Origin of the sequence: Flavobacterium sp. W21_SRS_FM6 (genome assembly GCF_052119645.1) — a bacterium.
GTDB lineage: Bacteria > Pseudomonadota > Gammaproteobacteria > Enterobacterales > Alteromonadaceae > Paraglaciecola.
Genome location: NZ_JBGQOM010000002.1, coordinates 147,200 through 173,427, shown reverse-complemented (window position 1 = coordinate 173,427; position 26,228 = coordinate 147,200). Strand labels below are relative to the sequence as shown.

General features: G+C 45.0%; 23 protein-coding genes. 15 read left to right on the top strand and 8 right to left on the bottom strand.

The genetic code is table 11. The features are described from left to right. The first annotated feature begins 219 nt into the window (after nucleotides 1-219). Both ACEN2L_RS03970 and ACEN2L_RS03965 read left to right on the top strand, forming a co-directional pair. Entirely contained in the window at nucleotides 220-906 is a 687-nt protein-coding gene (locus ACEN2L_RS03970; protein WP_441741879.1) for a substrate-binding periplasmic protein, read from the top strand. 170 nt (nucleotides 907-1,076) lie between these two features. Then, nucleotides 1,077-1,622: a gluconokinase gene (locus ACEN2L_RS03965; RefSeq protein ID WP_441741877.1), complete on the top strand. Its 546-nt coding sequence runs from the start codon at nucleotides 1,077-1,079 to the stop codon at nucleotides 1,620-1,622. 76 nt (nucleotides 1,623-1,698) lie between these two features. On the opposite strand, the gene ACEN2L_RS03960 is transcribed toward ACEN2L_RS03965, so the two are convergent. Beyond that, nucleotides 1,699-2,589 carry a GGDEF domain-containing protein gene (locus ACEN2L_RS03960; RefSeq protein WP_441741876.1) on the bottom strand — a complete coding sequence of 297 codons (891 nt, stop codon included), beginning with the start codon at nucleotides 2,587-2,589 and terminating at the stop codon, nucleotides 1,699-1,701. Nucleotides 2,590-2,706: 117 nt separating this feature from the next. On the opposite strand from ACEN2L_RS03960, the gene ACEN2L_RS03955 reads away from it, so the two are divergent. After that, a complete protein-coding gene (locus tag ACEN2L_RS03955) occupies nucleotides 2,707-4,680 on the top strand; it encodes a cation:proton antiporter domain-containing protein (RefSeq protein WP_441741874.1) in 1,974 nt (657 codons plus the stop codon). A gap of 21 nt (nucleotides 4,681-4,701) precedes the next feature. Then, a complete protein-coding gene (locus ACEN2L_RS03950; RefSeq protein ID WP_441741872.1) occupies nucleotides 4,702-6,525 on the top strand; it encodes a carboxyl transferase domain-containing protein in 1,824 nt (607 codons plus the stop codon). On the opposite strand, the gene ACEN2L_RS03945 is transcribed toward ACEN2L_RS03950, so the two are convergent. After that, nucleotides 6,494-6,898 (bottom strand): hypothetical protein, encoded by a 405-nt coding sequence (locus tag ACEN2L_RS03945; protein ID WP_441741870.1) that lies wholly within the window; start codon nucleotides 6,896-6,898, stop codon nucleotides 6,494-6,496. The genes ACEN2L_RS03950 and ACEN2L_RS03945 overlap by 32 nt on opposite strands. Nucleotides 6,899-7,151: 253 nt before the next feature. Here ACEN2L_RS03945 and ACEN2L_RS03940 point away from each other — a divergent pair, with 253 nt between their 5' ends. The 3 genes from ACEN2L_RS03940 to ACEN2L_RS03930 all read left to right on the top strand — a co-directional run bounded on the left by ACEN2L_RS03940 (nucleotide 7,152) and on the right by ACEN2L_RS03930 (nucleotide 9,281). Beyond that, on the top strand, nucleotides 7,152-7,598 hold the full coding sequence (locus tag ACEN2L_RS03940) for a DoxX family protein (RefSeq protein WP_441741868.1): 447 nt from the start codon (nucleotides 7,152-7,154) through the stop codon (nucleotides 7,596-7,598). Between the two features lie 26 nt (nucleotides 7,599-7,624). Next, nucleotides 7,625-8,320, top strand: a complete 696-nt coding sequence (locus ACEN2L_RS03935) for a pirin family protein (RefSeq protein WP_441741866.1) — start codon at nucleotides 7,625-7,627, stop codon at nucleotides 8,318-8,320. 67 nt (nucleotides 8,321-8,387) lie between these two features. Continuing rightward, the gene (locus tag ACEN2L_RS03930; RefSeq protein ID WP_441741864.1) at nucleotides 8,388-9,281 is read left to right on the top strand and encodes a LysR substrate-binding domain-containing protein; all 894 of its coding nucleotides are present in this window, start codon (nucleotides 8,388-8,390) and stop codon (nucleotides 9,279-9,281) included. A gap of 152 nt (nucleotides 9,282-9,433) precedes the next feature. Here ACEN2L_RS03930 and ACEN2L_RS03925 read toward each other — a convergent pair whose 3' ends face one another. Together ACEN2L_RS03925 and ACEN2L_RS03920 are read right to left on the bottom strand one after the other, a co-directional pair. Next, on the bottom strand, nucleotides 9,434-10,303 hold the full coding sequence (locus ACEN2L_RS03925; RefSeq protein ID WP_441741862.1) for a 3-keto-disaccharide hydrolase: 870 nt from the start codon (nucleotides 10,301-10,303) through the stop codon (nucleotides 9,434-9,436). 169 nt (nucleotides 10,304-10,472) lie between these two features. Beyond that, nucleotides 10,473-11,399 carry a GGDEF domain-containing protein gene (locus ACEN2L_RS03920; protein WP_441741860.1) on the bottom strand — a complete coding sequence of 309 codons (927 nt, stop codon included), beginning with the start codon at nucleotides 11,397-11,399 and terminating at the stop codon, nucleotides 10,473-10,475. Nucleotides 11,400-11,610: 211 nt separating this feature from the next. Between ACEN2L_RS03920 and ACEN2L_RS03915 the strand changes: the two genes are divergently transcribed. The 3 genes from ACEN2L_RS03915 to ACEN2L_RS03905 are packed head-to-tail and all read left to right on the top strand — an operon-like array spanning nucleotide 11,611 to nucleotide 14,010. Next, nucleotides 11,611-12,372 carry a 5-oxoprolinase subunit PxpA gene (locus ACEN2L_RS03915; RefSeq protein WP_441741858.1) on the top strand — a complete coding sequence of 254 codons (762 nt, stop codon included), beginning with the start codon at nucleotides 11,611-11,613 and terminating at the stop codon, nucleotides 12,370-12,372. Nucleotides 12,373-12,382: 10 nt separating this feature from the next. Further along, nucleotides 12,383-13,069 carry a 5-oxoprolinase subunit PxpB gene (gene pxpB, locus ACEN2L_RS03910; protein WP_441741856.1) on the top strand — a complete coding sequence of 229 codons (687 nt, stop codon included), beginning with the start codon at nucleotides 12,383-12,385 and terminating at the stop codon, nucleotides 13,067-13,069. Continuing rightward, complete coding sequence (locus ACEN2L_RS03905) at nucleotides 13,066-14,010, top strand: biotin-dependent carboxyltransferase family protein (RefSeq protein WP_441741854.1); 945 nt, start codon at nucleotides 13,066-13,068, stop codon at nucleotides 14,008-14,010. Before pxpB ends, ACEN2L_RS03905 begins: the two co-directional genes overlap by 4 nt. Before the next feature lie 31 nt (nucleotides 14,011-14,041). Here ACEN2L_RS03905 and ACEN2L_RS03900 read toward each other — a convergent pair whose 3' ends face one another. Further along, complete coding sequence (locus ACEN2L_RS03900; RefSeq protein WP_441741852.1) at nucleotides 14,042-14,791, bottom strand: GntR family transcriptional regulator; 750 nt, start codon at nucleotides 14,789-14,791, stop codon at nucleotides 14,042-14,044. Nucleotides 14,792-15,042: 251 nt separating this feature from the next. Between ACEN2L_RS03900 and ACEN2L_RS03895 the strand changes: the two genes are divergently transcribed. The 5 genes from ACEN2L_RS03895 (at nucleotide 15,043) to ACEN2L_RS03875 (ending at nucleotide 22,604) form a co-directional block, all read left to right on the top strand. Further along, nucleotides 15,043-17,118 carry a glycoside hydrolase family 31 protein gene (locus ACEN2L_RS03895; protein WP_441741850.1) on the top strand — a complete coding sequence of 692 codons (2,076 nt, stop codon included), beginning with the start codon at nucleotides 15,043-15,045 and terminating at the stop codon, nucleotides 17,116-17,118. Between the two features lie 31 nt (nucleotides 17,119-17,149). Continuing rightward, entirely contained in the window at nucleotides 17,150-17,665 is a 516-nt protein-coding gene (locus ACEN2L_RS03890) for a TRAP transporter small permease (RefSeq protein ID WP_306022310.1), read from the top strand. Between the two features lies 1 nt (nucleotide 17,666). After that, on the top strand, nucleotides 17,667-18,953 hold the full coding sequence (locus ACEN2L_RS03885; protein WP_441741848.1) for a TRAP transporter large permease: 1,287 nt from the start codon (nucleotides 17,667-17,669) through the stop codon (nucleotides 18,951-18,953). A 1-nt stretch (nucleotide 18,954) separates the two neighbouring features. Continuing rightward, complete coding sequence (locus ACEN2L_RS03880; RefSeq protein WP_441741846.1) at nucleotides 18,955-19,998, top strand: TRAP transporter substrate-binding protein; 1,044 nt, start codon at nucleotides 18,955-18,957, stop codon at nucleotides 19,996-19,998. A gap of 242 nt (nucleotides 19,999-20,240) precedes the next feature. Next, complete coding sequence (locus tag ACEN2L_RS03875; protein WP_441741844.1) at nucleotides 20,241-22,604, top strand: TonB-dependent receptor; 2,364 nt, start codon at nucleotides 20,241-20,243, stop codon at nucleotides 22,602-22,604. A gap of 540 nt (nucleotides 22,605-23,144) precedes the next feature. Here the strand turns inward: ACEN2L_RS03875 and ACEN2L_RS03870 are convergent. From ACEN2L_RS03870 to ACEN2L_RS03860, 3 genes are read right to left on the bottom strand one after another with little or no spacing between them, the layout of a single operon-like run. After that, nucleotides 23,145-24,143, bottom strand: a complete 999-nt coding sequence (locus ACEN2L_RS03870; RefSeq protein WP_441741843.1) for a YeiH family protein — start codon at nucleotides 24,141-24,143, stop codon at nucleotides 23,145-23,147. A 31-nt stretch (nucleotides 24,144-24,174) separates the two neighbouring features. Further along, a complete protein-coding gene (locus ACEN2L_RS03865; protein WP_441741841.1) occupies nucleotides 24,175-25,164 on the bottom strand; it encodes a TauD/TfdA family dioxygenase in 990 nt (329 codons plus the stop codon). An 8-nt stretch (nucleotides 25,165-25,172) separates the two neighbouring features. After that, nucleotides 25,173-26,138, bottom strand: a complete 966-nt coding sequence (locus tag ACEN2L_RS03860) for an aldo/keto reductase (RefSeq protein ID WP_441741839.1) — start codon at nucleotides 26,136-26,138, stop codon at nucleotides 25,173-25,175. Nucleotides 26,139-26,228 lie beyond the last annotated feature (90 nt).

The following is a 26,228-nucleotide window of genomic DNA, read 5'->3' as shown; positions in this document are numbered from 1 at the left end:
GTGATAAATTGCGCACGCATCGTTTTTACCCTTCTGCGTGTAAGCAAAACTACCATGTTTTGCAAAGAAAAATCTTAAAACAGGACGCTAAGATTGATACAAAATATAACTAAAGGGCATAGAGCAGTAAATTTGATTCTGTTTGTCTTACTACTCGTGCTATACGCTCCGCTTAATGCAAGTCAGGCTCAAGACAAAACTGAGCCCACGGGCGCTAGTATGATAAACATTGCCACAGGCGATGGCTACTTTCCCTTTGTCGATTCATCATTTATGTATGGTGGCTGGTCTAAGGCTTTGCTTGAAGCAATTTTTTCAGAGATGGCAGTCAAAGCGCATTTTGAAGTGCTGCCTTGGGACAGAGGCCTAAAATGGACTCAGGAAGCTAAGTTATTTGGCGCTTTTCCTTATATAAAATCGCCAGAGCGCAGTGAACATTTTTTATATTCTCAGCCAATTAACTTCGTGCCTATTCGCCTTTATGTGGCCCAAGATTCACGCATTGATACCATCGAAAAAGTCAGGGGAAAGCGCTTATGCATTCCGCATGGTTATAGTATTGGTGCGGCTGAACAAAGTGTTATTGAGCGATTTGCCATGACAGTGAACCGAGCTAAAGACGGCTTAGGCTGCGTTGGTCAAGTACAACGTGGCTGGAGTGATGCGGGTTTAACCAACGGCTATATTAAAGCGACTAAATTACATAAGACCGACGGACCTTACGGGCCCATAAAAATATTTCCCGAAGAACTCTCTACCGAGCCTTTATATTTTGTGATGAGTAAATCTTATCCGCATGCGCAGGAGTGGATCAACAAGTTTAATGTAGCCTTAGAGCAACTCGTCGCGAAAGGGCAAAAACAGCAAATCGACAAGGTCTTTATAGAAGCCTTAACCGGTAATTAACGTCTCAATACTGGGTTTATTTCTATCTGAATTATGCGGATAAAAACAGTAAGTTTTTATTGATAATCCTGTGATAGAGGTGCACTGTATGAGGCGATTTTGTGGCAGAGGCAGAAATCAGGTTAGGGTGCAACTGCCGTTAAGTGTTTATTCCGTGCAGGGAGCTCAAGATGTCTTTTCAACATAGCCAGTCTGATACCAGACTTAAACTTATCATTATTATGGGCGTAAGTGGTTGCGGTAAATCGTCTGTTGGTTCAAAAATAGCCCACGATCTTGCTTATCGATTTATTGAAGCCGATGATTTTCACTCAACTGAATCAAAGCGCCATATGGCCGCAGGTAAACCCTTAACTGATGCCATGCGAGAGCCTTGGTTGCAGCGCTTATCTGATAAAATTACCAGCGAACCGCTGCAGAATACCGTTATGGCATATTCTGGTCTGCGGCGTCATCATCGCCAGCGTTTTCGTAATTTGGGTTTCAACACCTTGTTTATTCATCTGTACGGCGAGCAAAAAGTCATAGAGCGCCGTATGCAACAGCGGGTCGATCATTTTATGCCCATTAGCTTGTTGACCAGTCAATATGCCGCTTTAGAGTTACCTCATGCGGAGCCTGATGTTGTCACCTTAGATATTGGGATTGATTTCCAGCATATTATGGAAAGGGTACATGCGGTGGTGCGTTTAACTCAACCTGTGGCGCTAGCTTAAAAGCGCCACCTACTTGCCATTCTTCTCTATTTAAAAACGCCACAAGGCAAATTCTTGCCGCTGCTACCGCAAAAGACTACGCCACTTTAATACAGTTTCGGCCGTTTTGTTTCGCTTGATATAAAGCAGAGTCGGCGCGAGCAAACATCGTTGCTGCTACATCGTGTCGTTGATAAAGCGTACTACCAATACTGCATGACACATTGTATTTGCGTAATAAGCCAGTGTGCGTAACGGCTGCTTTTATCCGCTCAGCAATAACTTGAATATCGGGCGCAGTGGTATCGGGTAAGAGACAGCAAAACTCATCACCGCCAAATCTAAACGCAAAGTCAGTATCTCGTAAGCAATGCAGTAGCGTTTGCGTAAAGGCGATCAGCACTTTGTCACCTTCATTATGGCCGTATTGATCATTCACTTGTTTGAAGTTATCCAAATCCAGTACGAGTAAACCAAAGGGGGCATGATGACGTTCTGCCTGGCTAATTAAACGACTCAAAGCCTCATCATAGCTGGCACGATTGCCTAAAGATGTTAAAAAGTCTTTCATGGCAAATTGCTTTATTTTGTAGTGTTCAAGCGCGTTATTCAGCGGATTACAAAAATACATGTGCATTTGTTGCAATATCTGCCAGTCGCCTACCGATAAAGCACGATTAAAGCCATAGTGAATGCTCGCAAAAGTATCGCCACTGCGTAAACAGCTTAAGGTTTTAGGGTGAGTTTGTGGACGTTTGGAACCTAAGCTCAATGTTTTTTCAGCAAACTGAATATCAATACTCTCAAGTCTTAAACGGACTTGTAGCTGCTGAAAATACACTTCGCTTAGACGCGACAAATCTATCGTGCTCAGTAACTTATGCATAAACTGATTCACGTCTGTTTGGCTCATTCCCTGATTGAAATGTTCTAGATTAAAGCGGGTATCACTGATACCTTCATCATAAAACGGACTGAGTTGTTCCAAGAGAAACTCCTGCCAATAATTTGGCGGCTAACTAAATTTTGTATTGCTTGAGAATGCTAGAGCAAAAATTGTGCCTAGTGTTTAAATACCACTCAATTGACTTACTCAAGGGTGAATATGCACGGGAATTTGGCCAACATCGTGATACTAATGGCGGTCGCTGTTGCGACGGTTTGGGTATTTAAACGTATCAATTTACCCCCCATTTTAGCCTATTTATTTTGCGGAATTTTGGCCGGTCCGGATTTACTCGCTCTGTTTGAACATCCTGAAGATATGCAAAATTTTGCCGAACTTGGCATCGTATTTTTGTTGTTTTCGTTAGGTTTAGAATTCTCTCTACCTAAAATGCTAGCCATGCGCCATCTGGTATTCGGGGTGGGCTTGAGCCAAATGCTACTCACCACCTTAGTGTTTATGGTGCTGGCTATCGTGCTTGGATTTGAGCTCAAAACTGCCTTAGTCATTGGTGGCATAATTGCCCTGTCATCAACGGCCATTGTCATCAAGCAAAGCAGCGATTTAGGTATTATCAATACGCCTCGTGCGCAAATCGCAGTGAGTATTTTACTCTTACAAGATCTGGCCGTGGTGCCCTTATTGATCTTGGTTCCCTTATTAGCCAATGATGCGCAACATAGTCTATGGCTGGCTATTGTTATGGCCTTTATCAAAGGCGTGCTCGTGGTTGCCATACTCATGTCTGTCGGTAAATGGGTACTACCTAAGTTATTCAGTGAAGTAGCGAGGACTCGAACTGACGAACTCTTTGTATTAACCACCATCATGGTCACACTTATGGCCGCAGGTTTGGCCTTTTCATTTGGTTTGTCGATGGCGCTGGGCGCTTTTTTAGCAGGCATGATGTTGGGAGAAAGCCAATATAAACATCAGCTTGAAGCAGATATAAGACCCTTTCGTGATATCTTGATGGGGTTGTTTTTTATTACCATCGGTATGCGTCTTGAGCTACATAATTTACCGGGGCAATTGCATTGGGCCTTGCTTGGTTTAGGGGTGATTATTCTTCTTAAGATCGTGCTTATTCGAGTGTCCGCTTGGCTTGTGGGGCTAAATAAACAAGATGGCTGGGCGGCAGGTTTTAAACTATGTCAGTTGGGGGAGTTTAGTTTTGTTTTAGCAGCTTTGGCGGTCGATCATAAACTGCTGTCTTCTGAGCAAGGTTCGTTGTTACTCACAATCGGGGTCATGAGTATGGCGCTGACCCCGTGGTTGGTTGATAAAAGTCATGAGTTTGCACGGCGCATCAGCCCTGAAGCCGTGCCTGTAGTGTTAGGGACAGAGCAGATGTTGGCTGAACATCAAGCTATGTGCGATCACATTTTGATCTTCGGCTATGGCCGAGTGGGGCAGTCAGTGAGTCGTTTATTAAAAACGGAAGCCATTCCTTATATGGTGGTGGATGCGGATCCTATCAGGGTACAAGAAAGTCAAAGTGCACAAGAGCCAGTGTATTTTGGTGATGTAAAACAAAAAGATATTTTACGCTCCGTTGCCATTGAAAAAGCCAAATTGGTGCTGATCACTTTTGATGAACATGAAAAAGCCAAAAGTGTCATTCAATTGATATCCAGTTTATATCCTGACCTACCTATCGTTGTTCGCACCCGCAAAGATTATCGTATGCAAGAGTTACTCGACGCTGGGGCATCACAAGTGGTGCCAGAGATATTAGAGGGGAGCTTAATGTTGATCTCACAGGTGATGCATTTATCTGGCGTGCCGATGTCACGTATTCTGAAGCGGGTGCAAAAAGAAAGGAAAGGTCATTATGGCAATATGCATGGTTTTTTCCCGGGCGAAACCACCGAGTTAGATTACAGCAAAAAAGATAAATTAGAATTTATGCACGCCGTCATTTTAACTAACAAGGCCTTTGCTGTGGGTAAAACCTTACAAGCTCTCGATGCAGAACGTTTGCGTATTCGGGTCAAAGGTTTACGTCGCGACAATAAAGAAATTGCCGAGCCAGAAGATACAATCGAATTACATGTCGGTGATGTGCTGGTTATTGTGGGTAAACCGCGGCGGGTTGAACGAGCAGAGCGCTATATTCTTGAAGGTCATTAACTAAGAAGTAATGGATTAACTATGTCACAAGGTCATACTTTAAATGCGCCGCTTATGGGAACGATTAGCGCTGTTCTTGTCAACGTGGGCGAGCAAGTTCAAGCAAATCAAGCGCTGCTCATTATTGAAGCCATGAAGATGCAACATACCCTGTGTGCTGAACATGCGGGCCAGGTGAGCGCCGTCAATGTGGTACCCCAGCAAAAATGTCAGCAGGGCGATGCACTGCTGTCGATAAAGCAAGGTAATTCAGAGACGCAAACAACAATATTGTCCACAGCGAATTACGAAGAAAGCTTATCAGCCTTGGAGTTACTCAGGCGGCAAGTAGATATGCGTAAAAACGCCACCTTAGATGCTACGCGGCAAAGGGCCATTGAACAACGACATGCTAAAGGCTATTTGAGTGCGCGAGAAAATTTAGCCGCCTTGTGCAATGAGCAACATTTTATTGAATATGGCCAGTTTGCAGTGGCCGCGCAACGTCAAACACGGTCGTATGAAGAACTAAAATCTGCTACCCCTGCTGATGGCATTATCACTGGTATTGCGCGAGTCAATAGTGGCTTAGTTGAGCATAGCCAAACGAGTTGCGCATTGGTGATCAATGATTATTCGGTTCTGGCTGGTACGCAGGGCTATTATCATCACATGAAATTAGACCGCATACTGGCGGTGAGCCTCGACAAACACCTGCCGGTGATCATGTACACCGAAGGGGGCGGTGGGCGTCCAGGCGATACCGATATCACTACGGTCAATTCAGGTTTGCAATGCCAATCTTTTGCTACTTGGGCATTACTTGGAGGGAAAGTGCCGCGCATTGCGGTTGCTAATGGCTATTGCTTTGCTGGCAATGCCGCGTTATTTGGTGCGGCTGATATCACCATTGCCACGAAACAATCTTGGATAGGCATGGCAGGCCCCGCCATGATCGAAGGTGGTGGCTTAGGTAAAGTAGCGGCAACCGATATCGGCCCTAGTCATATTCAAGCCAAAAATGGCGTTATTGATATCTTAGTTGAGGATGAAATAGCCGCAGCCCGTATGGCTAAACAGTGTTTGTTGTATTTTCAAGGGCCATTACAGCCCCAGCACATCAAAGCACCACAGCACAGCCAAGAGTCGTTACGCCACGCCTTACCTGAAGACAGACGCTTTGTGTATGAGGTTAAAACCATCATTGAAACCCTAGCCGATAAAGACTCGTTTACTGAAATAAAAGCCCAGTTTGGGGGAGCGGTTATTACCGGCTTAATGCATCTTAATGGCCATCCGGTGGGCGTGATTGCCAGTAATTGCAAAGTATTAGGTGGGGCGATTGACATAGACGCGGGTGAGAAAGTCAGTCAGTTCATGCGCCTATGTCAGCAGTTTACCCTACCTTTACTGGTGCTGTGTGATACGCCCGGCTTTATGGTAGGGCCCGAGCATGAAAGTCGTGGGGCAGTGCGCCGTCTGTCGCAAGTATTTAGCGCCGCCGCCACGTTAACCGTGCCATTGGTGGCTGTGGTGCTGCGAAAGTGTTACGGACTTGGCGCCCAAGCTTTATTAGGCGGTAGCACCAGTAAACCTAGCTATACCTTTGCTTGGCCCAGTGGCGAGTTTGGCGCAATGGGCTTAGAAGGCGCGGTAAAATTAGGGTATAAAAAGCAGCTCGCAGCTGAGGCTGATCCGGTCGCTCGTCAGGCTCTGTTCGACCGCTTATTGGCTGAACACTATAAAAAAGGGCAAGCGCAAGAAGTCGCCAGTGTGCTGGAAATTGATGCGGTGATTGATCCAGCTGATACCCGTCGGCATGTCTTGTTAGCGTTTAATTTTCCGCTACCTGCTTCATTTTTGTAGCGGCCTGAGCAAGGCGATAAGCGTCAAGGATGCCAAAGAGCCAGCACGCCAATAGCAGCCAAGTACTTAAGCTGACAAAGATATCACTTTGCGCTGCTAATTCGGTTTTTACGGCAAGGCTAATGCTTGGTATATCAAGGGCAATCTGTCCTTTTAACAAACGATCACTTATCAGATTTGCCACATTCAGGGCGACCATAGCGATTTTAATTACACAGGCACCAGTAACGAGTAATAACAGCGTCGCTGTTTTCTTATGTTTTAAATAGTAATGTCCCGCACCAGGAAAGGCGAGGGCGGATAATGCGACGGCGCGGCTGGTTATACTCAAGTTAAAGCCCTTCATGTGTTTGCCCCATTCATAATCAAGCATTGTACCCTGTAATGCTTCGAGTCAAAGGGCAAATGACAGTTCACTGACAGTAAAAATTTTACGAATAGTTAGCGCAGAGTGAGCGTTATACCGGTCCGTTATTTATCGTTCAAAAAAATTGAACTATTAATGCAAAAAATACTGATTTTATATAGCTAAATTTCTCTCTATAGTTATTTTAACAGCACTAATGCTGAATATACTGATTCAACATATTTGTTCAAAAAATTATTTAAACATTGAGGGTTATCACATGAATAAACAAACTTACACGAAATTACTGTCATCTGACGCGGGCTTAGCACCTTTAGCATTACGTCTTCCGGTAGGCATTATCTTTATCGCTCACGGCGCGCAAAAATTGTTTGGGGCCTTCGGTGGCTATGGTCTAGAAGGCACAGGGCAGTGGATGGCATCTATTGGTCTAGAGCCCGGTTATTTGATGGCATTGATGGCCGGTGGTGCAGAATTTTTTGGTGGCTTATTTATATTACTCGGTTTACTTACCCGTCCTACAGCCTTGGTTTTAGCTGTTACAATGCTGGTTGCTATTGTTACTGTGCATGTAGGGAATGGTTTGTTTATGGCCAACAACGGTTATGAATTTGGCCTAGCTTTATTCGCTGCCTCGGTGTCTTTGATGTTTTCAGGTTCGGGCAAAGTGGCTATCGATAATATCATTGCCAAAAAATTGTCTTAATTATTCAAGGCTAAAGGAGAGTAACCATGATTGAAGTAAGAGCAGCAAACCAGCGTGGCAAAGCGAATTTCGGTTGGTTGGAGAGCCACCATACTTTTTCATTTGGTTCGTATCATGATGAAAATCACATGGGACATTCAGCCCTACGTGTTATCAATGATGATACCGTTGCGCCCGGAGCAGGATTTGGTACACACGGGCACCGTGATATGGAGATCATTAGTTTTGTGACCCAAGGGGTCATTGCCCACAAAGACAGTATGGGTAATGTGCAGACCTTACCAAAAGGCGAATTTCAGCTAATGTCAGCCGGTACAGGGGTGACTCACAGTGAATTTAACGCGTCGGACACGGAGGTACTTAAATTTCTGCAAATTTGGGTGGTACCTGAAACGCGTGGCGGTGAGCCGGGTTATCAGCAAAAAAACTTTGGTCAAGCGCAAGGCTTAACACCTGTTATCACGCCAACAGGTGAAAATGGCACCTTAAAAATTAAACAACAAACCCGTATTAGTCAGCTGTATTTAGCTGCGGGTACAGAACAAGACATTCAACTTGCACAGGGTCGTAAAGCTTATGTGCACATGGTTGAAGGAAGCTTAACCTTAAATGGTCAAGGACTTTCTGCGGGCGATGGCGCAAAGGTCTTTGACATTAATGCGCTTAAAACGCGCAACCAGTCAGATGCTGTGGCGATTGCCTTAGTGTTTGATTTACCTTAACGCTAGGCAGGCCTTAACCTAAGCTATGCCGCTTTGGTTAGGGCCTGTTATATAGAGACTAACGACCATGAGAAATGCCTTAACACTAGACGCGATAAGAGTGCTAGAAGCGATTCATAGTCGGGGCAGTTTTGCCGCTGCCGCAGAAGCGCTATTTAAAGTGCCATCTGCCATTACTTATACCATGCAAAAACTCGAAAGTGACTTAGGCATTGCCTTGTTTGATCGCAGTGCTAAACGAGCGGTTTTAACTCCAGCGGGTAAATTGGTGTTAGAAGAAGGCATGGCCTTATTACAAGCCAGTGCCAGGCTGGAAGAAAAAGTGCATCAACTTGAGTCGGGCTGGGAAAACAAACTGACTATTGCGAAAGACACGATCATCCCTGATCACATCCTGTTTGATATTATTGGGCGCTTTTGCAGTTTGGATAAACAAGTTGAAATTACCGTCATCGAAGAAGTGCTCGGCGGTGGCTGGGATGCCTTACACACTAAACGCGCTGATATCGCTATTGGTCTGACGGGCGAGTTACCTAAAGGACAATTTAGCGTACACGAAATGGGGTATTTTGAGTTTGTGTTTGCCGTGGCCAAACATCATCCTTTAGCCGATTTCGTTGGCTTACTTGAAACACAGCACATCAATCAATATCCCACTATTGTGGTGGCTGATAGCTCTCGCACCTTGCCTGGTCGTTCATCAGGCCTTTTTGACAGTAAGCAGCAAATACGAGTATCGAGTATGCAAAGTAAAATTCAAGCGCAAATTCAAGGCATAGGTGTCGGCTTTTTGCCCTTGCATCTTATTCGTAATCAACTAACTGATGGGCAGTTAATTGCCAAAGCCTGTGCTATTCCAAGGCCCGCCGTACCGGTATATTTTGCCACTGAAAAAGGCAAATTGGGTAAGGCCTTAGATTGGTTTAGCCACGAGCTTAAACAACCTATTTGGTTTGTTTAGCGCTTAAATCTGAGGTAATCCGTTTTTAATACTCGAGTTAGTGCGGTTAGCGAAATCAGCTGAGTGATAACAACACACTATCCGCGCGTTTACCCCATTCTTTTTAGTGCCTGTGTCACTCTCCATTGTTTTTTGCTGTGTGTCTTGTCCTTTCAATCAAACATCGCGGCGTATTGCGAGGGGAGGGCGTCGATTGGCTTAATAGCGATGTTTTTATAAAACAGCTCTGCGGCCTCACTTTGCAGTTGTATTTTACCTTCCTCCAAAGGTTTACTTACGCCATTGTCCAAGTAGCGAGAATTTTTAAGCACCATAACAACTTGGCCGTTAACGATGTGTAAGCTTTGCCCTTCAAAGCAAATTAGCTCGATGGTATTCCACTGACCTTGCGGTTTTTCATGATTTTCTTTGCGAAGTACAAAGCCTTTAATATCTTCGCCCACACCGACTTTTATGAAGTCTTGTTTTTCATCGGCAACCGGATTCATAATGTATTCTGGCTTATAGGCTTTAATATCAATGGCTGATGTGGCTTGTTGCCAATAGTCTCCAATGTGTCCTTGCATAATTTGAAATTCTTGCGAAAGCATCCATGAGCGAAAATATTCTTGTCCGTGTTCACCAATGGCGTGATACAAAATACCGCTGTCTTTAAGCTTGTTTTCTCGTGGTGGCCATTTCAATTCACCCCAGCGAAATTGCAGTTTTAAGTGGTAGTTGCGATAAGAGGCTTTGCTGGTGACCGCGCCATAATACTCGCCGCTTACCCGCAACACAGGCTGATTGTTTTCTGGCACGATGGTAAATACTTTATGAATATCATTGCCAGTATTTAAGCCAATGGGTGCGATGGGCTTGCCTTGTTTATCCACGGGCATGCTGCCATCATAGGTTTCAGTGTGTTTGTAACTTAAATAGATGTCCCACTGACTTAAGGTATTATCCAGTAAAGGTTGCCACTGTGCTGCTTGAAGGGCTGGACTGAGAAGACAGATTAGCAAACTGCTTATTAAGGTTTTCATCGAGACACGGATCCTGTAACTGCTATTGATTATAAACTGATTTTGGCTTAGGTTACCGTAAGGTGAATACATCGAGTGAGACAATCGTGTAATTTGACGGGGCGATTGTGAAATTTAGTAAAAGCTATGTTGGCTGTGCACTTTGCTATTGTTAACCTTAACCTTAACCTTAACCTTGGTCGCTTACCACAACCTTATTGCGGCCTCCATTTTTAGCCTGATAAAGTGCAACATCAGCGCGCTTATATAGGGTTTCAAATTTAGTGGCTTGATTGAGTAAGGCGATACCAATAGAAACCGTGATACTCATTTTTTGATGGTCTATTTCTATTACATGTTGCTGAATTTTTTCGCGGATTCGTTGTGCTATTTCAGTGGCGGTGTTGGGGTCTGTATCGGCTAAAAAGATACCAAACTCTTCGCCACCGAGTCGGCCAAATACATCATATTCTCTAAGAAGAACGGTGATGAGTTGGGTGATATTTATTAACACGGCATCGCCCGCTAAGTGGCCATAGGTGTCGTTAACATTTTTAAAATAGTCGATATCCAGTAACAAAAACGCCATCTTGGCTTTATTTCTACTACAGCGACTTATTTCAGCATTGACCGAGTTGATAAAACTGCGGCGATTGGCAATTTGAGTCAGTTCGTCAGTCAGTGCAAGCTTACGCAGTTTTGAAGATTTGGCATGCAGCTCAAACTCATTCTTTTTTTGTTTAGTGATGTCTCTGGCGTGAATGAGCATGTCACCATTTGCTAAGGTTTGCTCAGAAAATAGAAACCACAGCCCATCCAACATATCCACTTCGAAAACTCGGTATGCTGCCGAGCGTCTGCGTGTTTTGGTCATGTCGATAAATTGTTCAACGTCTCCTGAGTCTATTTTTATGCCATGCTGTTTGCGAAAAGCGTTTCTCACCAGATCATCAAAATGCCTATTCAAAAAGGCATCTGGCGAATCGCCAAATAAATTTGCGAAAGCGTGGTTACAGCCGATGAGATGATCTTCACCATTAAAAATGCCATACGCTTCAGAACTTGTGCCTAAAAATTTGCCGATATGTTTGACTAATTCAGCAACGCTGCGCTCCATTTACTGTCCTTTAATTGGTGTGCTGTGGCGGTCGAACCGCATTAAAATATTCATTGGAACTGAGTATAGCGAGTATCTTGTAGAGTAACGATTTTTTCAATTTTTACGTAGTAATTTTTGCACCAGCCTTGTCTTGTGTGTAAATGAATCTTGGTTTTGCGCCCGCTTCATGGGAATATTTTGTAATTGCTACAGGCTAAAAGAGAAAAAAGTGACAACATTAATACGCAGCGTTGACATTAACTGTGATCTTGGTGAGGGGCTAACAATAGCCGATTGTGAGCAAGATGCTTTACTAATGCCTTTTTTGTCTCGATGTAATATCGCCTGTGGCGGACACGCCGGCAATCATGTGACCATGCCAATAACCCTGAGAAATGCTCTATCACATGGCTTGTTGTGTGGCGCGCATCCAGGTTATCCCGATAAAAACCACTTTGGACGTGTTTCTTTAAAGATAGCCACGTCTGAGCTACTTAATTCGTTGGTAACGCAAATAAAGGATTTACAGCAACATGCTCAAGCGCTAGGTATAGAATTGCAACATATTAAATTGCATGGGGCCTTATATAATGATGCAGAGCAATCCTTGGAACTTGCCTCACACATTTGTCAAATGGTGGCACAGCATTTTGGTCAATTGGCGCTACTGGGCCTACCACAGGCAGCTATGCAACAAGCCGCCCAGCAGCATGGCTTACTCTTTTTAGCTGAAGGTTTTATGGACCGGGCATACTTAAGTACTGGTCAATTAGCACCGCGAACGCAAGCCGGAGCCGTTTACACCGATAGTGAACAGTGTATCGAGCAGGTGCTGGCTATGCTAAACCAGCGGCTTGTGACAACATTTGACGGCAAGCAACTGCATTTAGAGGTAGACACCTTATGTTTGCATGGCGACAGTCAAATAGCATTACACCTTGCGAGCACGTTACAGGATCGCCTCAGCGCCAAAAACTGGATTATTGCTTAAGGTGAATACGATGCCTTATCAAATTGTGACCAATGGTGATGCCGGCTTGAGTGTGGTGTTTACGGCGCAAGTCAGTGAAAAACTGACTCGCCACATACAAGTTTTGTCGCGTTTATGCGCCAAGGAATTTGCTGGCTTAGTGACAGATATTATTCCTGCCTATCAAAGTTTGACCCTGTGTTACTTGCCCTTAGCCGCTCATCAGCAACAGATCATGGAAAAACTTCAAAGGATCTTACGCCATGACTTACCCGAGCAAGATTTTAACTCGCAACTTATCACGATCCCTGTTTGTTATGAACAAGCGTATGCCCCCGACCTTATCAGCCTGGCACAGGCCTGTGACTTGAGCGTAGAGCAGGTGATCGCACTTCATAGCAATACCGATTATTTACTTCATATGCTGGGGTTTTCACCGGGATTTTTATATTTAGGCGGCCTCGATCCTCGGTTAACTTGTCCGCGTAAAACCACGCCAAGTGCCAGAGTTCCTGCAGGCAGCGTGGGTATTGGCGGCAATCAAACAGGCATTTATCCGCAACAAACACCGGGCGGTTGGCACATTATTGGCCGAACGCCTATTACCCTGTTCAATCCTAGTTTGCCTTCACCATGCGTTGCTCAACCATTGGATAAAATACGTTTTACTGCCATTTCGGCAGCAGACTTCGAAGCAATAAGGCACACCCCAACATGAGTATTGAGGTGATTAGCCCAGGCTTACAAACGTCGATTCAAGACTTAGGTCGTCAAGGTCATATGCATTTAGGCGTGGCAAAAAGCGGTGCTATGGATAATTTATCAATGCAACTCGCTAATTGGTTGGTTGGCAATGCGCTTGAGCATCCGGTATTTGAGATTTGCTTGTTAGGGCCAACCTTGCGTTTTACCCAAGCCCTCACGATTGCCATTTGCGGTGCTAAATTTGACATTTATCTTGCCAGTGAAGATCGAAAGCGAATAGCGGTCAACACTAACCAGAGCATTCAGGTCAAGGCGGGTGATACCTTGCATTTTACCCAGCGTTTACAAGGAGCAAGGGCCTATTTGGCTTTTGCTGCAACTCTGGATTGCGCGCCCGTGCTAAATAGCTACTCAACCCACTTTGCTGCGCAGTTTGCTGGGTTTAAAGGTCGCGCCTTGCAAAAGGGTGACCGTGTGATACTCAGTCACTGCGAAGTAAGAAAAATCAAAACATTGCCAAAAGTTTTACAGCAACACTACAGCGGTAGTTATCTATTACGCTGCGTGCCTAGTGTTGAAACTGAACATTTTAGTGAGGCGCAGCTCACGCAGTTTTATTCCAGTACTTATGTATTGCGCAGTGATTCAAATCGCATGGGCTTACGGTTTGATGCAAAGCCCCTGACTAAGCTGAACATGCAAGAGTTGGTATCGAGCGGTTTGACCCAGGGTAGTGTGCAAATCCCTCCTTCTGGTCTGCCGATCATTTCAAGTGTTGATGGTCAAACTATTGGCGGCTATTCGCGTATTGCTAATGTGATCAGCGCAGATCATTTTGCATTAGGCCAGCTGGTGGCGGGCGATAAAGTTAATTTTACCTTGCTCAGCCAGCAAGACGCGCAAGACATTTATGCTCGTCAACACATGGCGCTAAAGGCGTTAAGCTCATCCTAAAAACAGCGCAGTGCTGCAAATAACTCTCGCCCTAGTTGAGGGTAACCAAATAGTGATAGTTATCACTGCGACAGCGACTGATACGAAACTCCATGGCTTTGCCGTTTAATGAATGAGCCGTGCGCTGGACACTTAAAATAGGCTCACCGGCTTTAATACTAAGCAGTTCTGCATCATTGCGATTGGCAATATCCGCCTTAATCGCGTCTTTGGTGCTATGCACTGTTAAGTTAAAGTGGGTTTGATAGAAGTGATACAAGGTATGCGGGATATCTGTCATATCGACTAAGGCTTTAAAGTACGCATAGGGCAGGTAAATGGTTTCAGCAATGCAGTATTCGTCGTTTAATAAACGTCTGCGTCGCATCACTATCACTTGATCTTTGTTGCTCAATTCTAACGCCGAGCACACCGTAGCATCAGGTACTTGAGTGTCGATAGACAGTAATTCTGCTTTGGGTAGTTCTGGGTTTTTGCCATCAGCAATAATGGGGAAAAAGCGGAACAAGCCATTTTGCGCAGTATGCTCAGAAACAAAAGTGCCCACGCCTTGTTTGCGCATTAACACTTTGGTATCGGTTAGGCTGTTTAAGGCTTTGCGCATGGTGCCTTGGCTGACATTAAGTTCAGCCGCTAATTGAAACTCATTTGGCAACATATCACCGGGTTTCCAACGCTGTTCAACAATCAATTGTTTAACGTGTTCTTCAACCTGCTTATAAAGCGGTTTAAAAACCGGACCGGTACTGCTTAGTTTGTTGTCAAAACGGGTTTCATTCATAGTTTAAACTGCTACCTTAACCACCACAGAATTCAAGACCTTCAGGATAGTAATTCATTAGGTCTTATACAATATTTCTTTTCAATAAAGACCATAAGCGAAACAAGCACAGATGTCACCTTAAGTTCGTTGACAATAAATTAACACTGTTATAACTTATGTCTTATATAAGAATGTAGTTGAGCAATTAGCCCAACGCGACTAATTTTCATGCTATTGAAGGCTTTAGAGTCAAAAAAAGGTAATAAGACATGTTCGACTGCAGTGCTCCTAATTGGAATGGCGTAAAACAACTGGAAATTAGTGGCAAGGCTGCGCTGTGTGAAAACAAACGTGCTGTCATTATCCCAACTTCTGAAGGCTCTATCAGCGTCGAATTTTATGAGATTGGCATGCGTTTTCGCGCAGGCCAACCAAGCGACAATCACTATGGTATGTTGCAAAGTCTACCTCAAACATTGATTTGTAGCGTTAATCAAGACGCCGAGCATATCGAGATCATCAGTGGTCAGTGGCAATTGCGCTGCCAATTAACACCCTTTGCCTTTTCCTTATTCCATGGTAACACCTTAGTGCAACGTACGCCCAACGACGGCCACTTTGTACGCCAATATCGTTTACCGCCTATGGCTAAAACATCACAAGGGTGGCTATTTAGTTTTGACTTAGCGCCCGAAGAGCCGGTTTATGGACTAGGCGAAAAATGGGCAGGACTGAATAAACGGGGGCAGTTGTTGCGCTCATTTAACCATGACGCCTTAGGTGTAAACGCTGAAATATCGTATAAAAACACCCCTTTTTGCTGGAGTCCACATGGCTGGGGCGTGTTTGTGCATACTCCATCACCGGTGACCCACGCGGTAGGTTATGCGCCATGGTCGAACCGTGGTTACAGCATTTTGGTTGAAGATAAGGAACTCGACCTGTTTATTCTGCGTGGCGAGCAGCCTCAGCAGATAATTGAACATTACACGCAATTGACGGGCAAAGCCCCCGTGCCGCCGTTTTGGAGCTTAGGGCTTATTTTGTCTAAAGCTTATTATCGTGATGTGCCAGAACTACTGGCCACTGCCAAAGCGGTGCGAGAGCACAAAATGCCTTGCGATGTGATCACCCTTGATGGCCGCGCCTGGCAAGACACCGATACGCGTTTTGCTTTTGAGTGGGACGCCAAACGTTACCCTGATCCTGGGGCAATGATTAAGCAGTTAAAAGCGCAAAACTTTAAAATATGTATTTGGGAATATCCCTTGGTGTCGGTAGCCAATCCGCTGTTTGGGCAAATGGCAGCCAAAGGCTGGTTGCTAACTGACAAACGAACGGGCGAGGCCTATCGTTATCAATGGGACATGAGCGCCTTTGCTGAGGTACTCACACCCTTACCAGAGTCTGGCATTGTGGATTTTACCCATCCTGATGCCTTTAACTTTTGGTTAGAATCACACAAACCCTTGTTTGACCTGGGCATTGATATGATCAAGGCCGACTTTGGTGAGCAAGTCGAAGACGACAATATGCTAGCCTACAACGGTGATTCTGGCATGCGTTTGCACAACATTTATAGTTTGTTGTACAACCGCTGTGTTTACCAAGCGGCGCAGAAATACAGCCAATCTGGTCCATTTTTATTTAGCCGTTCAGCGTGGATTGGCTCGCAACAATATCCCAGTCAATGGGGGGGCGATCCACAAGCTGATTGGGGCGGATTGGTCGGTAGTATTCGCGGGGCGTTGTCGTGGGGCATGTCAGGTGCACCGTATTTTGCCACTGACGTAGGTGGCTTCTACAAAGACATGCGCGACCCAGAGTTGTTTGTTCGTTGGTCACAAACTGCGGTTTTCTCTGCTCACATGCGTTTGCACGGTATTGGTCAACGTGAACCATGGAGTTATGGCTTTGCAGCAGAGGAGGCGGTTAATCGGGCCTTAATTTTACGTTACCAACTGCTGCCATACATATATCAAACCATGCAACAAGCCAGTAAAACCGGTTTACCTTTGATGCGCGCCATGGCCTTAGCGTTTCCTCAAGACAGGCTAAGCTGGGGTTTTGAGCTGCAATTTATGTTTGGTGATAGTTTGCTGGTAGTGCCATGTGTGCAGCCAGGCGGCGAAGTGGAGTTTTATTTACCAGAGGGCGATTGGTTAGCCTTTAGTGATAAACAGGTATTTACTGGCGCCAAAATTCATCGTCTTAGTTTAGGTTTAAACGACATCGCGGTATTTGTTAGAGCGGGTCACGATTTACCCATCGGACCCGATGTTGAACATACCGAGCAATTAGGTAATCAGCCTGTGGTGAGTCATTACTGGAGCAAGCAAGTATGAGTCTTACCCCCAATGTAAGGGAGCAACTTGCTTGTTAGCTTGGCTGCAAGGTGGCTTGGGCAAACTCAATTTTGCCATTAGCCATGTAGCAAAAAATATCGCCGGTGTGCTGCTTGCCCTCATGCTGGTGATGATTATTGCACAAGTGGTGTTTCGTTATGGCTTGAATAATTCCTTGGGCTGGACCGAAGAATTAGCCAAGTTTTTTATGGTCTGGATTGCCTGTTTAGTCGCGCCTTGGGCGTATCGTGAAAACCTCAATGTCTCAATCGATATGTTTGCTGATGCGCTGCCTAAGGTTTTGTATCAACTGAGTAATATCGTTATTTCCTTACTTGTACTTTTAGTCAGCGGGATCTTTTTAATGGAAAGTCTCGACTTTGTACAAGGAGGCTGGCAAATCTACGCTTCATCTCTCCCTGTAAAGCTCGCCTACTTTTATTTGTGTACGCCCTTTGCCTTTGGCTCTATTGGTTTGGTGGCCTGTGAAAAGCTACTTGAGCAAATACCTTGTTTGTTTAATTCACCCAGTCAGCGAGAGAGCTAGTATGTCTTTAAGTTATTTTTGGGTGTTTATTTTATTGCTTACTGCGGGTACACCCGTGGTATTTGCCTTGCTTATAGGCCCAGGTGTGAGTTTGCTTATTGACGGTAACGAGGTGTTTTTTTCTGCCTTGTTAACACGCCTTTATTCAGGCATGAATTCGTTTCCATTGATGGCAGTGCCGTTTTTTATCTTGGCCGGTGAATTAATGAATCAAGGCGGCATCACCCAGTCTATCGTCCGCTTCAGTCAAACCCTGATTGGCCATTACCGCGGTGGTTTAGCTCAGGTCAATATCTTGTCATCAGTATTGTTTGCGGGTTTATCGGGCTCGGCGGTAGCTGATACTTCGGCTTTGGGTAAAATGCTGATCCCCGCCATGGAGCAAAACGGTTACAGTCGCCGATTTGCCGCTGCTATCACCGCCGCATCGTCGGTGATTGGGCCAATCATTCCGCCCTCAGGCATCATGATTTTGTATGCCTTTATTATGAATGTATCAGTGGCTGGCATGTTTCTCGCGGGCATCGTGCCGGGCATCATGATCTGCGTGGGTTTAATGATGGTAACCAGCCGAATTGCTAAAAAGCGCAACTATCCAGTGGCCAACGCGAAGGCAACGTGGCATGAGCGCGGCAGTGCACTCAAAGGCTCATTTTTACCCTTATTAACCCCCGTTATTTTGCTAGGCGGCATTGTACTTGGCGTGTTTACGCCCACTGAAGCGGCCGCAGTTGCAGCCGGTTATGCCCTGGTTATCACCCTGTTTTTTACCAAAACCCTTAAAACGAAAGCCTTACCAAGCATATTGGTAAACTCGGCGATCCAGTCGGGCACTATTTTATTATTAGTCGGCTCTGCTGTGACCTTTGCATGGATCATTACCGTCTCGGGTATGGCTGATTTAATGGCGCAAAACATTATTGGTATCACCGATAACGTATTATTGTTGCTGCTTATTATTAACTTGTTTTTATTTGCCATTGGCATGTTTTTAGATGCCGGCCCGGCTATTTTAATTTTGGGTCCGGTACTGGCGCCTATCTTTATTGCGCTGGGTATTGACCCTCTGCACTTTGCGGTGATCATGTGCGTCAACTTAACCGTGGGTTTAGCCACACCGCCCATGGGCTTGGTGTTGTTTGTCGCTGCATCAGTATCGGGTGAAAAAACCGAAAACATCGCCATCGAAATGTTACCGTTTTTGGCGGTAGAAGCCTTGGTTATCTTTTTAATTACCTATTTTCCTGCGCTGACAATGACCTTGCCACGCTGGTTTGGATTTGCTTGATATGCCAATGAAACGCAAAGTGCTGCTGTTTATTTACGGTTGTGTGGTTATTGCCTGCGGCATCGGTTTAATCAACAGCACCACAAACCACGCCGAATATACGATTAAAGCGTCGATTCAAGCCTCTACTCAAGATGAGGACTATGTCGGTTTAGTGGCTTTTAAACACTTCCTTGAACAACACAGTCAGGGCAGGGTAGAGGTACAGCTTTACCCGTCCGGCCAGTTTTGTGGCAGTGTGCCAGAATGTATTGGTAATTTACAAAAAGGCGTATTAGAAATTTTTCCGAGTACCGCAGGTGGCACAGGTAACTTTTTCAGTCCGGCTCAAGTTATCGATTTACCTTATGTATTTAGTAATGACGAGCAAGCTGAGTGTGTTTTAGCTGGCCCTTTAATGGACGAAATGCGCAAGCAAGTATTAGCCCAAGGTTTGAATTTGCGTTTACTGGGGGTATCAAACACCGGTGGTTGGCGAAACTTTGCTACCACCAAAAAGGCCGTTCACCGTCCTCAAGATTTAGTAGGTTTAAAAATTCGCACCACCCCAGCCGACATTCAACAAGAGTTAGTACGCCAGTTAGGCGCTAATTCAACCCCTATTTCATGGGCCGAACTCTATACCGCGCTGGCTACAGGAGTGGTTGAAGGCAGTAAAAACGGTATCCAAGATATCATTGGCGCCAAACTAGAAGAACATCTTAAATTTGTTGTACTAGACGGACACTCTTACATGGCCACCTTGTGGTGGTTTTCAGAGCCTGCGTGGCAAGCCTTACCCAGTGATATTCAACATCTTGTGTTAGAGGGCTTTAAAATTCAAGCCGCCACAGCCAATCAGTTTGTTAAAGACCAAGAAGCAAACTCCTACCGTTTATTTGAAGCCGCAGGCGGCACGATTTATCGCCCCTCTGATGCCGAAAAACAGGCCTTTATTGAAGCAAGTAGTCAGATGCGCCCTTGGTTTGCCCAGCGCTTTGGCAATGACTGGCTCACTCTGCTCGATAGTGCAGTGGCTCAATGCTCCGCCGATCCAGCTCTGTAAATCCTTAGTCCTCACGTGTGTTGTTCTTGATCGCTAAATAGTCAATTAAATTAACAAAATAATTGCAATTGCTTTACAAATTCGTTAGCTTATCTTTTGTCTTATATAAGACAAAAGATAAGGTGACAGTTTATGAGCTATCTCAGCTAACGGCAGATGCGTAAGACATGGAGCTGATTGGCGGCTAAGAGATAACGGGACAACATGAGACACAACAAAAAAGACAATGTCTGGAGCACACTATGCGATTCACACTCAGTAGATTAAACAGCAGCATTAGCGCGGCCTTAGCCTTAACTAGCTACGTCGCTTTAAGCACAGCGGCGTTGGCACAGGAAGCCCCTAAAGAAGATCAAGGATTACTCGAAAAAATCACGGTGACAGCACAAAAGCGTGTAGAGAATCTAAACGAAGTCCCCGTGGCGGTTTCAGTGCTGCGTGAAGATCAAATTAATGCAGCTTTTGCGGCTAACATCGAAGGTTTACAAGCCTTAGTGCCGTCAGTGAGTTTTCGAAAAGGCAATACCAATCGTAACTCAGCCATTACCATTCGAGGTATTGGAACAATTTCATTTAGTGTGGCAGCAGAGCCCAGTGTTTCTACCGTCGTCGATGGCGTGGTTCTAGGCCGTTCTGGCCAAGCCTTTATTGACCTCTATGATCTAGAACGTATTGAGGTATTACGTGGTCCGCAAGGAACGTTATTTGGTAAAAATGCCTCAGCAGGTGTTGTTAATATTTCAACTAAAAAGCCCACCGCAGGATTTGAAGGTAATGCCGAATTAAGCTTGTATCAAGACAACGAATACCGTTTAAAAGCCAGTGTTTCAGGTGAGTTGAACGATAATGCCTTTGGGAGTGTTACCGTTCTTAAATCGCAATTTGATGGGTATATTAAAAACGTTCATAACAATGAAATGACCAATGGTTATGACAAAGAAGGTGTGCGTGCCATGCTGAATTATGAAGCAGCGGGCGACACCAACATGTTGTTTATTTTTGAAAACATGAAGTCAAACGACAATTGTTGTGCCGATTTAGAATTAACCCCAAGTGGCCGTCATCCTGGCTCAGAAGCCTTGCCAAACAGCACCGGATCGGGTGACTTCGATTTTGATCAACGTAAAATAGACCATGATTTTGAAACTCGCACAATTGATGAAACCACTGGCTTTTCATTGCAAATAGACAAACCCATTGGTTCACATGAATTTACGTCAATTACCGCGTATCGTAGCTGGGATAATACCGAGCTACGTGAAGGTGACTTTACTTCTATCGGTGGTAGCCAACCTATTCCAACGGGCACTTTTTTGTTGCACGACACCGGTATTCAAAACTGGAAACAAACCTCACAGGAGTTCAGGTTCGCCTCGCCCACAGGCAATGATCTTGAGTATCAAGTGGGCTTTTTCTGGTGGAAACAACAATCTGAGCGTAACTTTACTCGCGACGCCAGTTGTTCGGGTAATTTAACCACCACTATTCAAAACTACTTGTCGACGCAGTTAGGCCAAGACGCCCCTACCGCCGAACAAGCGGATCAATTCATTGCTGATAATTTGTTATCGTGTAACCGCAACGATATCGTTAGCGCAACAGCTTTTATGAATACAGAATTTAATAACTGGGCCTTATTTGCAGACGGTAAATATCACATTAATGAAGACTTCCGTTTACTCTTTGGTATGCGTTACACCGACGACGAAGTGAGTTTTGAACATAACCGTTACAATAACGATGAATATGGCCGAGGTGGTATTGGTGTACGTGATTTTGCCACTAACTTCGACGGCAAAACCGATGAAACTAACGTATCTGTTAAGGTTGGTGCGCAGTTTGACATCAATAAAGACAGCATGGTGTATGCCACTTACTCACAAGGCTACAAAGGGCCAGCGTTTAACGTGTTTTATAACATGAACCCAACGGATACCTTGCCCATTGGCAAAGAATCATCTGATGCCTATGAGTTAGGATATAAGTTTGCTAGCCGTGATTTGATTTTTAACGCCGCGATATTCCGTACCGAAATCGATGGCTTTCAAGCCAATAATTCAGAATTATTGGATGGCGTGACCATTACCCGCTTAACCAACGCAGGTTCGGTTATCACTCAAGGGATTGAAGCCGACGTTTTGTGGCAAGTATCTGAAAGCTTTACCTTGTCCGGCGGTTTTGCCAGTGTTGATGCCGAAGTTGACGAGTTTTTATGTCCAGTTGGCTCTGCAACCTGTGATGGTCGGTCAGGTGCTGATTTACCGTTTTCCCCTGATTTGAAATATTCAGTAGTAGGTGAATACACGTGGGAGTTGGCTGACATGAATGTCATTTTAAACAGCTCATACGTTTATACCGACGAAATATTTGCTGGCGCACCGGGCGCAACTGCGCAAAGCAACCCGGAAGCCTTGTTACCCGATTACGGTATACTAAACGCAAGCTTAGCCTTCTCGTTTGATGATGATGCCTATCGCGTGACCTTAATCGGTAAAAATCTAACGGATGAAAGCTTTATCACCACCTACTCTGGCGACGGTTTTCGTTATCAGATCCCACGTGATGCCGACCGTTATTTTGGCGTGCAATTTAAAGCCCGCTTTTAAACCTCTTTTGTGTGTGTGACCTGTGAGGCGCCGTAAGGCGCCTTTTTTATGGTGAGAATTCAGTATTGAGGTAGTCACAGGGTGCCTTATTGATGTTGTAAAGCGCTGCCCCGGTTATTGATTTGTTGTGAAAGAATTCGGCCGTGAACGACCTCCTACAAGGGATATTTGGGGGTTTGTAGGAGTTGCTCGGCAATGGAGTTGTTAGCTGCGCAGGCTGATGTTTTGTTATTAAAGAATTCGGCCGTGAACGACCTCCAACAAGGGATGATTGTGGTTTTGTAGGAGTTGCTTGGCAATGGAGTTATTAGCTGCGCAGGCTGATGTTTTGTTATTACAGAATTCGGCCGTGAACGACCTCCTACAAGGGATGTTTGGGGTTTTGTAGGAATTGCTCGGCAATGGAGTCATTAGCTGCGCAGGCTGATGTTTTGTTATTAAAGCATTTGGCCGTGAACGACCTCCTACAAGACGAGGTTGAGGTTTTTGCAGGTGTCATGGCGTGATTTTAGTAAAAGCTGCCGCTATTCGGCAGCGCTATTAGGCCAAATAGGGCAAGCTCAAGAGTATCAAACCTGCTATCCATAAGGTTTCGATGATGAGTAAAATAATCGGTTTAATACCAACCGTTAGCAGTCGGCGCAGGTTTGATTTCATGCCGATAGCGGTAATCGACACAACAAGGGCAAAGCGGCTGAGTTCGTTGGCACTGGAGCTTATCAATTCTGGTAAATCAACTAAGCTGTTGATGGTCATGAGCACGACAAAGCCAATTAAAAATCCGGGTACACCGGGTGATTTAGCGTCAATAACACCTGGCCCGTTCAGCTTTTTGAGATTTAGCTTAATGACTAATAAAATGCACAGCACTACTGGCATTAAATAGGCCACGCGTACTAATTTAGTCAACGTGGCTAAGTCGCCCGTTTGTTCTGATACCGAATAACCCGCGCCAACCACTTGTGCCACATCGTGAATAGTGCCGCCTAAAAAAATACTGGTACTGGTTTGATCAAGTTCAAGTAAGCCCGCTATGATGGGGTAAAGCACCATGGCAATGGTTGATAGGGCGGTTACTCCAACCACCGTCAGTATGGTATCCCGTTCTTTTTCTGGGCTGTCGGGTAAGACAGCTGATATGGCCATGGCAGCCGATGCGCCGCAAATACCCACGGCACCACCACTAAGTACCCCAAAACGCTTACTTAAACCAAAGGCCTTGGCCAGTGCAATGCCAACTGCAATGGTGCTCACAATCGCCACAATCAAGACTAGGGCTGTTTTCCAGCCTAATGCCGCTAAATCACCAAAGGCGATGCGCAAACCGAGTAAGGCAACGCCGATACGCAGAATATGACAAGCGGTAAATTCGATACCGGCTTTGCATTTAGTGTCTTCATATAAAAACGATAATGCAATGCCAAGTAATAAGGCAAACAGCATGGCTGGCGCGCCATAATGTTCAGACAAAAACAGCGCAGCAAATCCCGTCACGGTTGCCACCACAATACCTGGCAACAGTATGTTAATTTTTTCCATTTTTGACCTTACCACTCAATTAAATACCGCTTCAGTCCATCGCTAGGGCGACTAACACCTGACGTTTGCGCTCGCCAGAATAAGGGCGACGGCCATGCATGGTAATATAGTTATCAACTAATGCCACGTCCCCATCTTGCCAAGGCAAGTCGAACGTATAGTCTTTAGATAAACTGACCATGAGTTCTAGGGCTTCAATCGGAATGGGGCTGTCATCACCAAAAGTAATGGCTTTTGCTGGGTTTTCTCTCACACCTTTCCAGCCCATAAACGCTGCAATTAACTGATTATAAAATACTTTTTGCTCTTGGCCGATATCAATAACAGCAGGCAATATGGGAGTGGTGGCCCGAAGGCTGCCGTCTTCTAACCATGTCCAGCTGTAACCGAGTTCTTTTAATTTGCTTTCGGCTTGCGCAAGGTCACTGACATTAAGCGTGCTTTTCCAACTGCGGCCTTGGCCTGAATTAGCATCATTTTCTGCTGGCATTTGCGTTGTGTATTTCAAACCTTTTGTGATAAAGGCCTCGGCCCACTGGGGCTGTTGACGAGCAAATTCAGCAAACAACATATCCGAACGGCACAAGGGCGTTGCGCCGCCTTGTTCAGCGGCTGCTTTACAAAAGAAAAACAACTTACTCGGTGAAATGGGCGTTTGGGCCATTTCGTGATGCAAGAAAATTTCTACGTCTTTAGGCGCTTCATTAGCGGTAAAAACACGCTCGGTGAAATTAATCCTAACCGCGTTAGACAACGACTCTTTATAAGTGAAATTGGGATAAGCAAATGCTTGAGAGAATTCGTCAAAGGTTTCTGCTGAATCAAGTGGAAAACCACGAAATAAAATGGCACCAGACTCTCTTAGTTTGCTCTCAAGCTCAGGTAAATGGGCTTTTATCCAAACTGCCGCTTGTTCAAGGTTGGTCACGCTGCCATCATTGACTACAACGCTAGGAAATATAGCGTCACCGCAACGTAATTGGTGAGCGACTTCGACATAGTTTATTGCTGGTGTAGCCATGATTTACCTCAATCGTAAATAGGATAAAAAGTATTAAATGCCGCTTCACAAAACTGACCGGGATCGTTAAACCTGCGGTTGCAATTTAGGGCGTCGATTGCCGTCATTTCAGTTTCTGATAACTCGAAATCAAAAATGGCTAAGTTTTCTGCTAAACGTTCTGGGCGTGACGTTTTAGGAATAATGGCGTTGCCACGTTGTACGCCCCAGCGCAATACGATTTGTGCAGGAGTTTTATCTAAGCGTTTGGCGGCTGCTTTTACTACGTCTTGTTCAAGTACTGATTCTTTGGCTCCAGCCATATCCAGTTCAAGATACGATAAGGCCCCAAGAGGAGAAAACGCGGTGACTTGAATGCCGTAATTGTTAGCTAGCTTCATCAAACGTTGCTGGGTTAAATAAGGGTGAGACTCTACCTGTAATACAGCAGGTTTGATTGTGGCGTAGCTCATTAAATCGTGTAACAAGCCGGTGTTGTAATTACATACACCAATTTGTGTGGTTAAACCTGCTTCTACTAAGGCCTCCATTGCCTGCCATGTTTCATGCAATGGCACTGGGGCGGTTTCCATGCGCGGCTCGGCGGCGCTTGGGTCAAATATCCATTCAGGGGGATATCTATCGTCAAAATCGACATAGGGCTGGGCGATAGGGAAATGAATGAGGTAGAGATCAAGGTATTCAAGCTGCAAGTCTTGCAAGCTGCGACGAATAGCAGGCTCTACATGTTCTTTGTGATGAAAGGTATTCCACAATTTTGAGGTGATCCACAGCTCATCACGCCGACATAGGCCATCGTCAATCGCACGTTTAATGCCATTACCTACTTCAACTTCGTTACCATAATCGCTGGCGCTATCAAGATGGCGATATCCCGCTTTAATGGCGTTATATACTGCATCTGCACAAGTTTCTTTGGATATTTTCCACAGGCCAAAGCCAACTTTCGGCATGGTTTTATTTTGGGTCGACATAGAATTTGTCCTATCGTTTAAAGATATGTCTTATATAAGACATAAGTTAAGGGAGTGTTGATTAATTGTCAAATTTAACTTTCATACAAC

Bases quoted from the DNA above. Each gene is read 5' to 3' on its own strand.
- ACEN2L_RS03885 (WP_441741848.1), top strand. From the start codon at position 17,667: ATGTCTTTAAGTTATTTTTGGGTGTTTATTTTATTGCTTACTGCGGGT.
- ACEN2L_RS03935 (WP_441741866.1), top strand. From the start codon at position 7,625: ATGATTGAAGTAAGAGCAGCAAACCAGCGTGGCAAAGCGAATTTCGGT.
- ACEN2L_RS03930 (WP_441741864.1), top strand. From the start codon at position 8,388: ATGAGAAATGCCTTAACACTAGACGCGATAAGAGTGCTAGAAGCGATT.
- ACEN2L_RS03870 (WP_441741843.1), bottom strand. From the start codon at position 24,143: ATGGAAAAAATTAACATACTGTTGCCAGGTATTGTGGTGGCAACCGTG.
- ACEN2L_RS03925 (WP_441741862.1), bottom strand. From the start codon at position 10,303: ATGAAAACCTTAATAAGCAGTTTGCTAATCTGTCTTCTCAGTCCAGCC.
- ACEN2L_RS03965 (WP_441741877.1), top strand. From the start codon at position 1,077: ATGTCTTTTCAACATAGCCAGTCTGATACCAGACTTAAACTTATCATT.
- ACEN2L_RS03860 (WP_441741839.1), bottom strand. From the start codon at position 26,138: ATGTCGACCCAAAATAAAACCATGCCGAAAGTTGGCTTTGGCCTGTGG.
- ACEN2L_RS03880 (WP_441741846.1), top strand. From the start codon at position 18,955: ATGCCAATGAAACGCAAAGTGCTGCTGTTTATTTACGGTTGTGTGGTT.
- pxpB (WP_441741856.1), top strand. From the start codon at position 12,383: ATGCCTTATCAAATTGTGACCAATGGTGATGCCGGCTTGAGTGTGGTG.
- ACEN2L_RS03945 (WP_441741870.1), bottom strand. From the start codon at position 6,898: ATGCTTGATTATGAATGGGGCAAACACATGAAGGGCTTTAACTTGAGT.
- ACEN2L_RS03865 (WP_441741841.1), bottom strand. From the start codon at position 25,164: ATGGCTACACCAGCAATAAACTATGTCGAAGTCGCTCACCAATTACGT.
- ACEN2L_RS03900 (WP_441741852.1), bottom strand. From the start codon at position 14,791: ATGAATGAAACCCGTTTTGACAACAAACTAAGCAGTACCGGTCCGGTT.
- ACEN2L_RS03875 (WP_441741844.1), top strand. From the start codon at position 20,241: ATGCGATTCACACTCAGTAGATTAAACAGCAGCATTAGCGCGGCCTTA.
- ACEN2L_RS03920 (WP_441741860.1), bottom strand. From the start codon at position 11,399: ATGGAGCGCAGCGTTGCTGAATTAGTCAAACATATCGGCAAATTTTTA.
- ACEN2L_RS03940 (WP_441741868.1), top strand. From the start codon at position 7,152: ATGAATAAACAAACTTACACGAAATTACTGTCATCTGACGCGGGCTTA.
- ACEN2L_RS03950 (WP_441741872.1), top strand. From the start codon at position 4,702: ATGTCACAAGGTCATACTTTAAATGCGCCGCTTATGGGAACGATTAGC.
- ACEN2L_RS03955 (WP_441741874.1), top strand. From the start codon at position 2,707: ATGCACGGGAATTTGGCCAACATCGTGATACTAATGGCGGTCGCTGTT.
- ACEN2L_RS03970 (WP_441741879.1), top strand. From the start codon at position 220: ATGATAAACATTGCCACAGGCGATGGCTACTTTCCCTTTGTCGATTCA.
- ACEN2L_RS03895 (WP_441741850.1), top strand. From the start codon at position 15,043: ATGTTCGACTGCAGTGCTCCTAATTGGAATGGCGTAAAACAACTGGAA.
- ACEN2L_RS03905 (WP_441741854.1), top strand. From the start codon at position 13,066: ATGAGTATTGAGGTGATTAGCCCAGGCTTACAAACGTCGATTCAAGAC.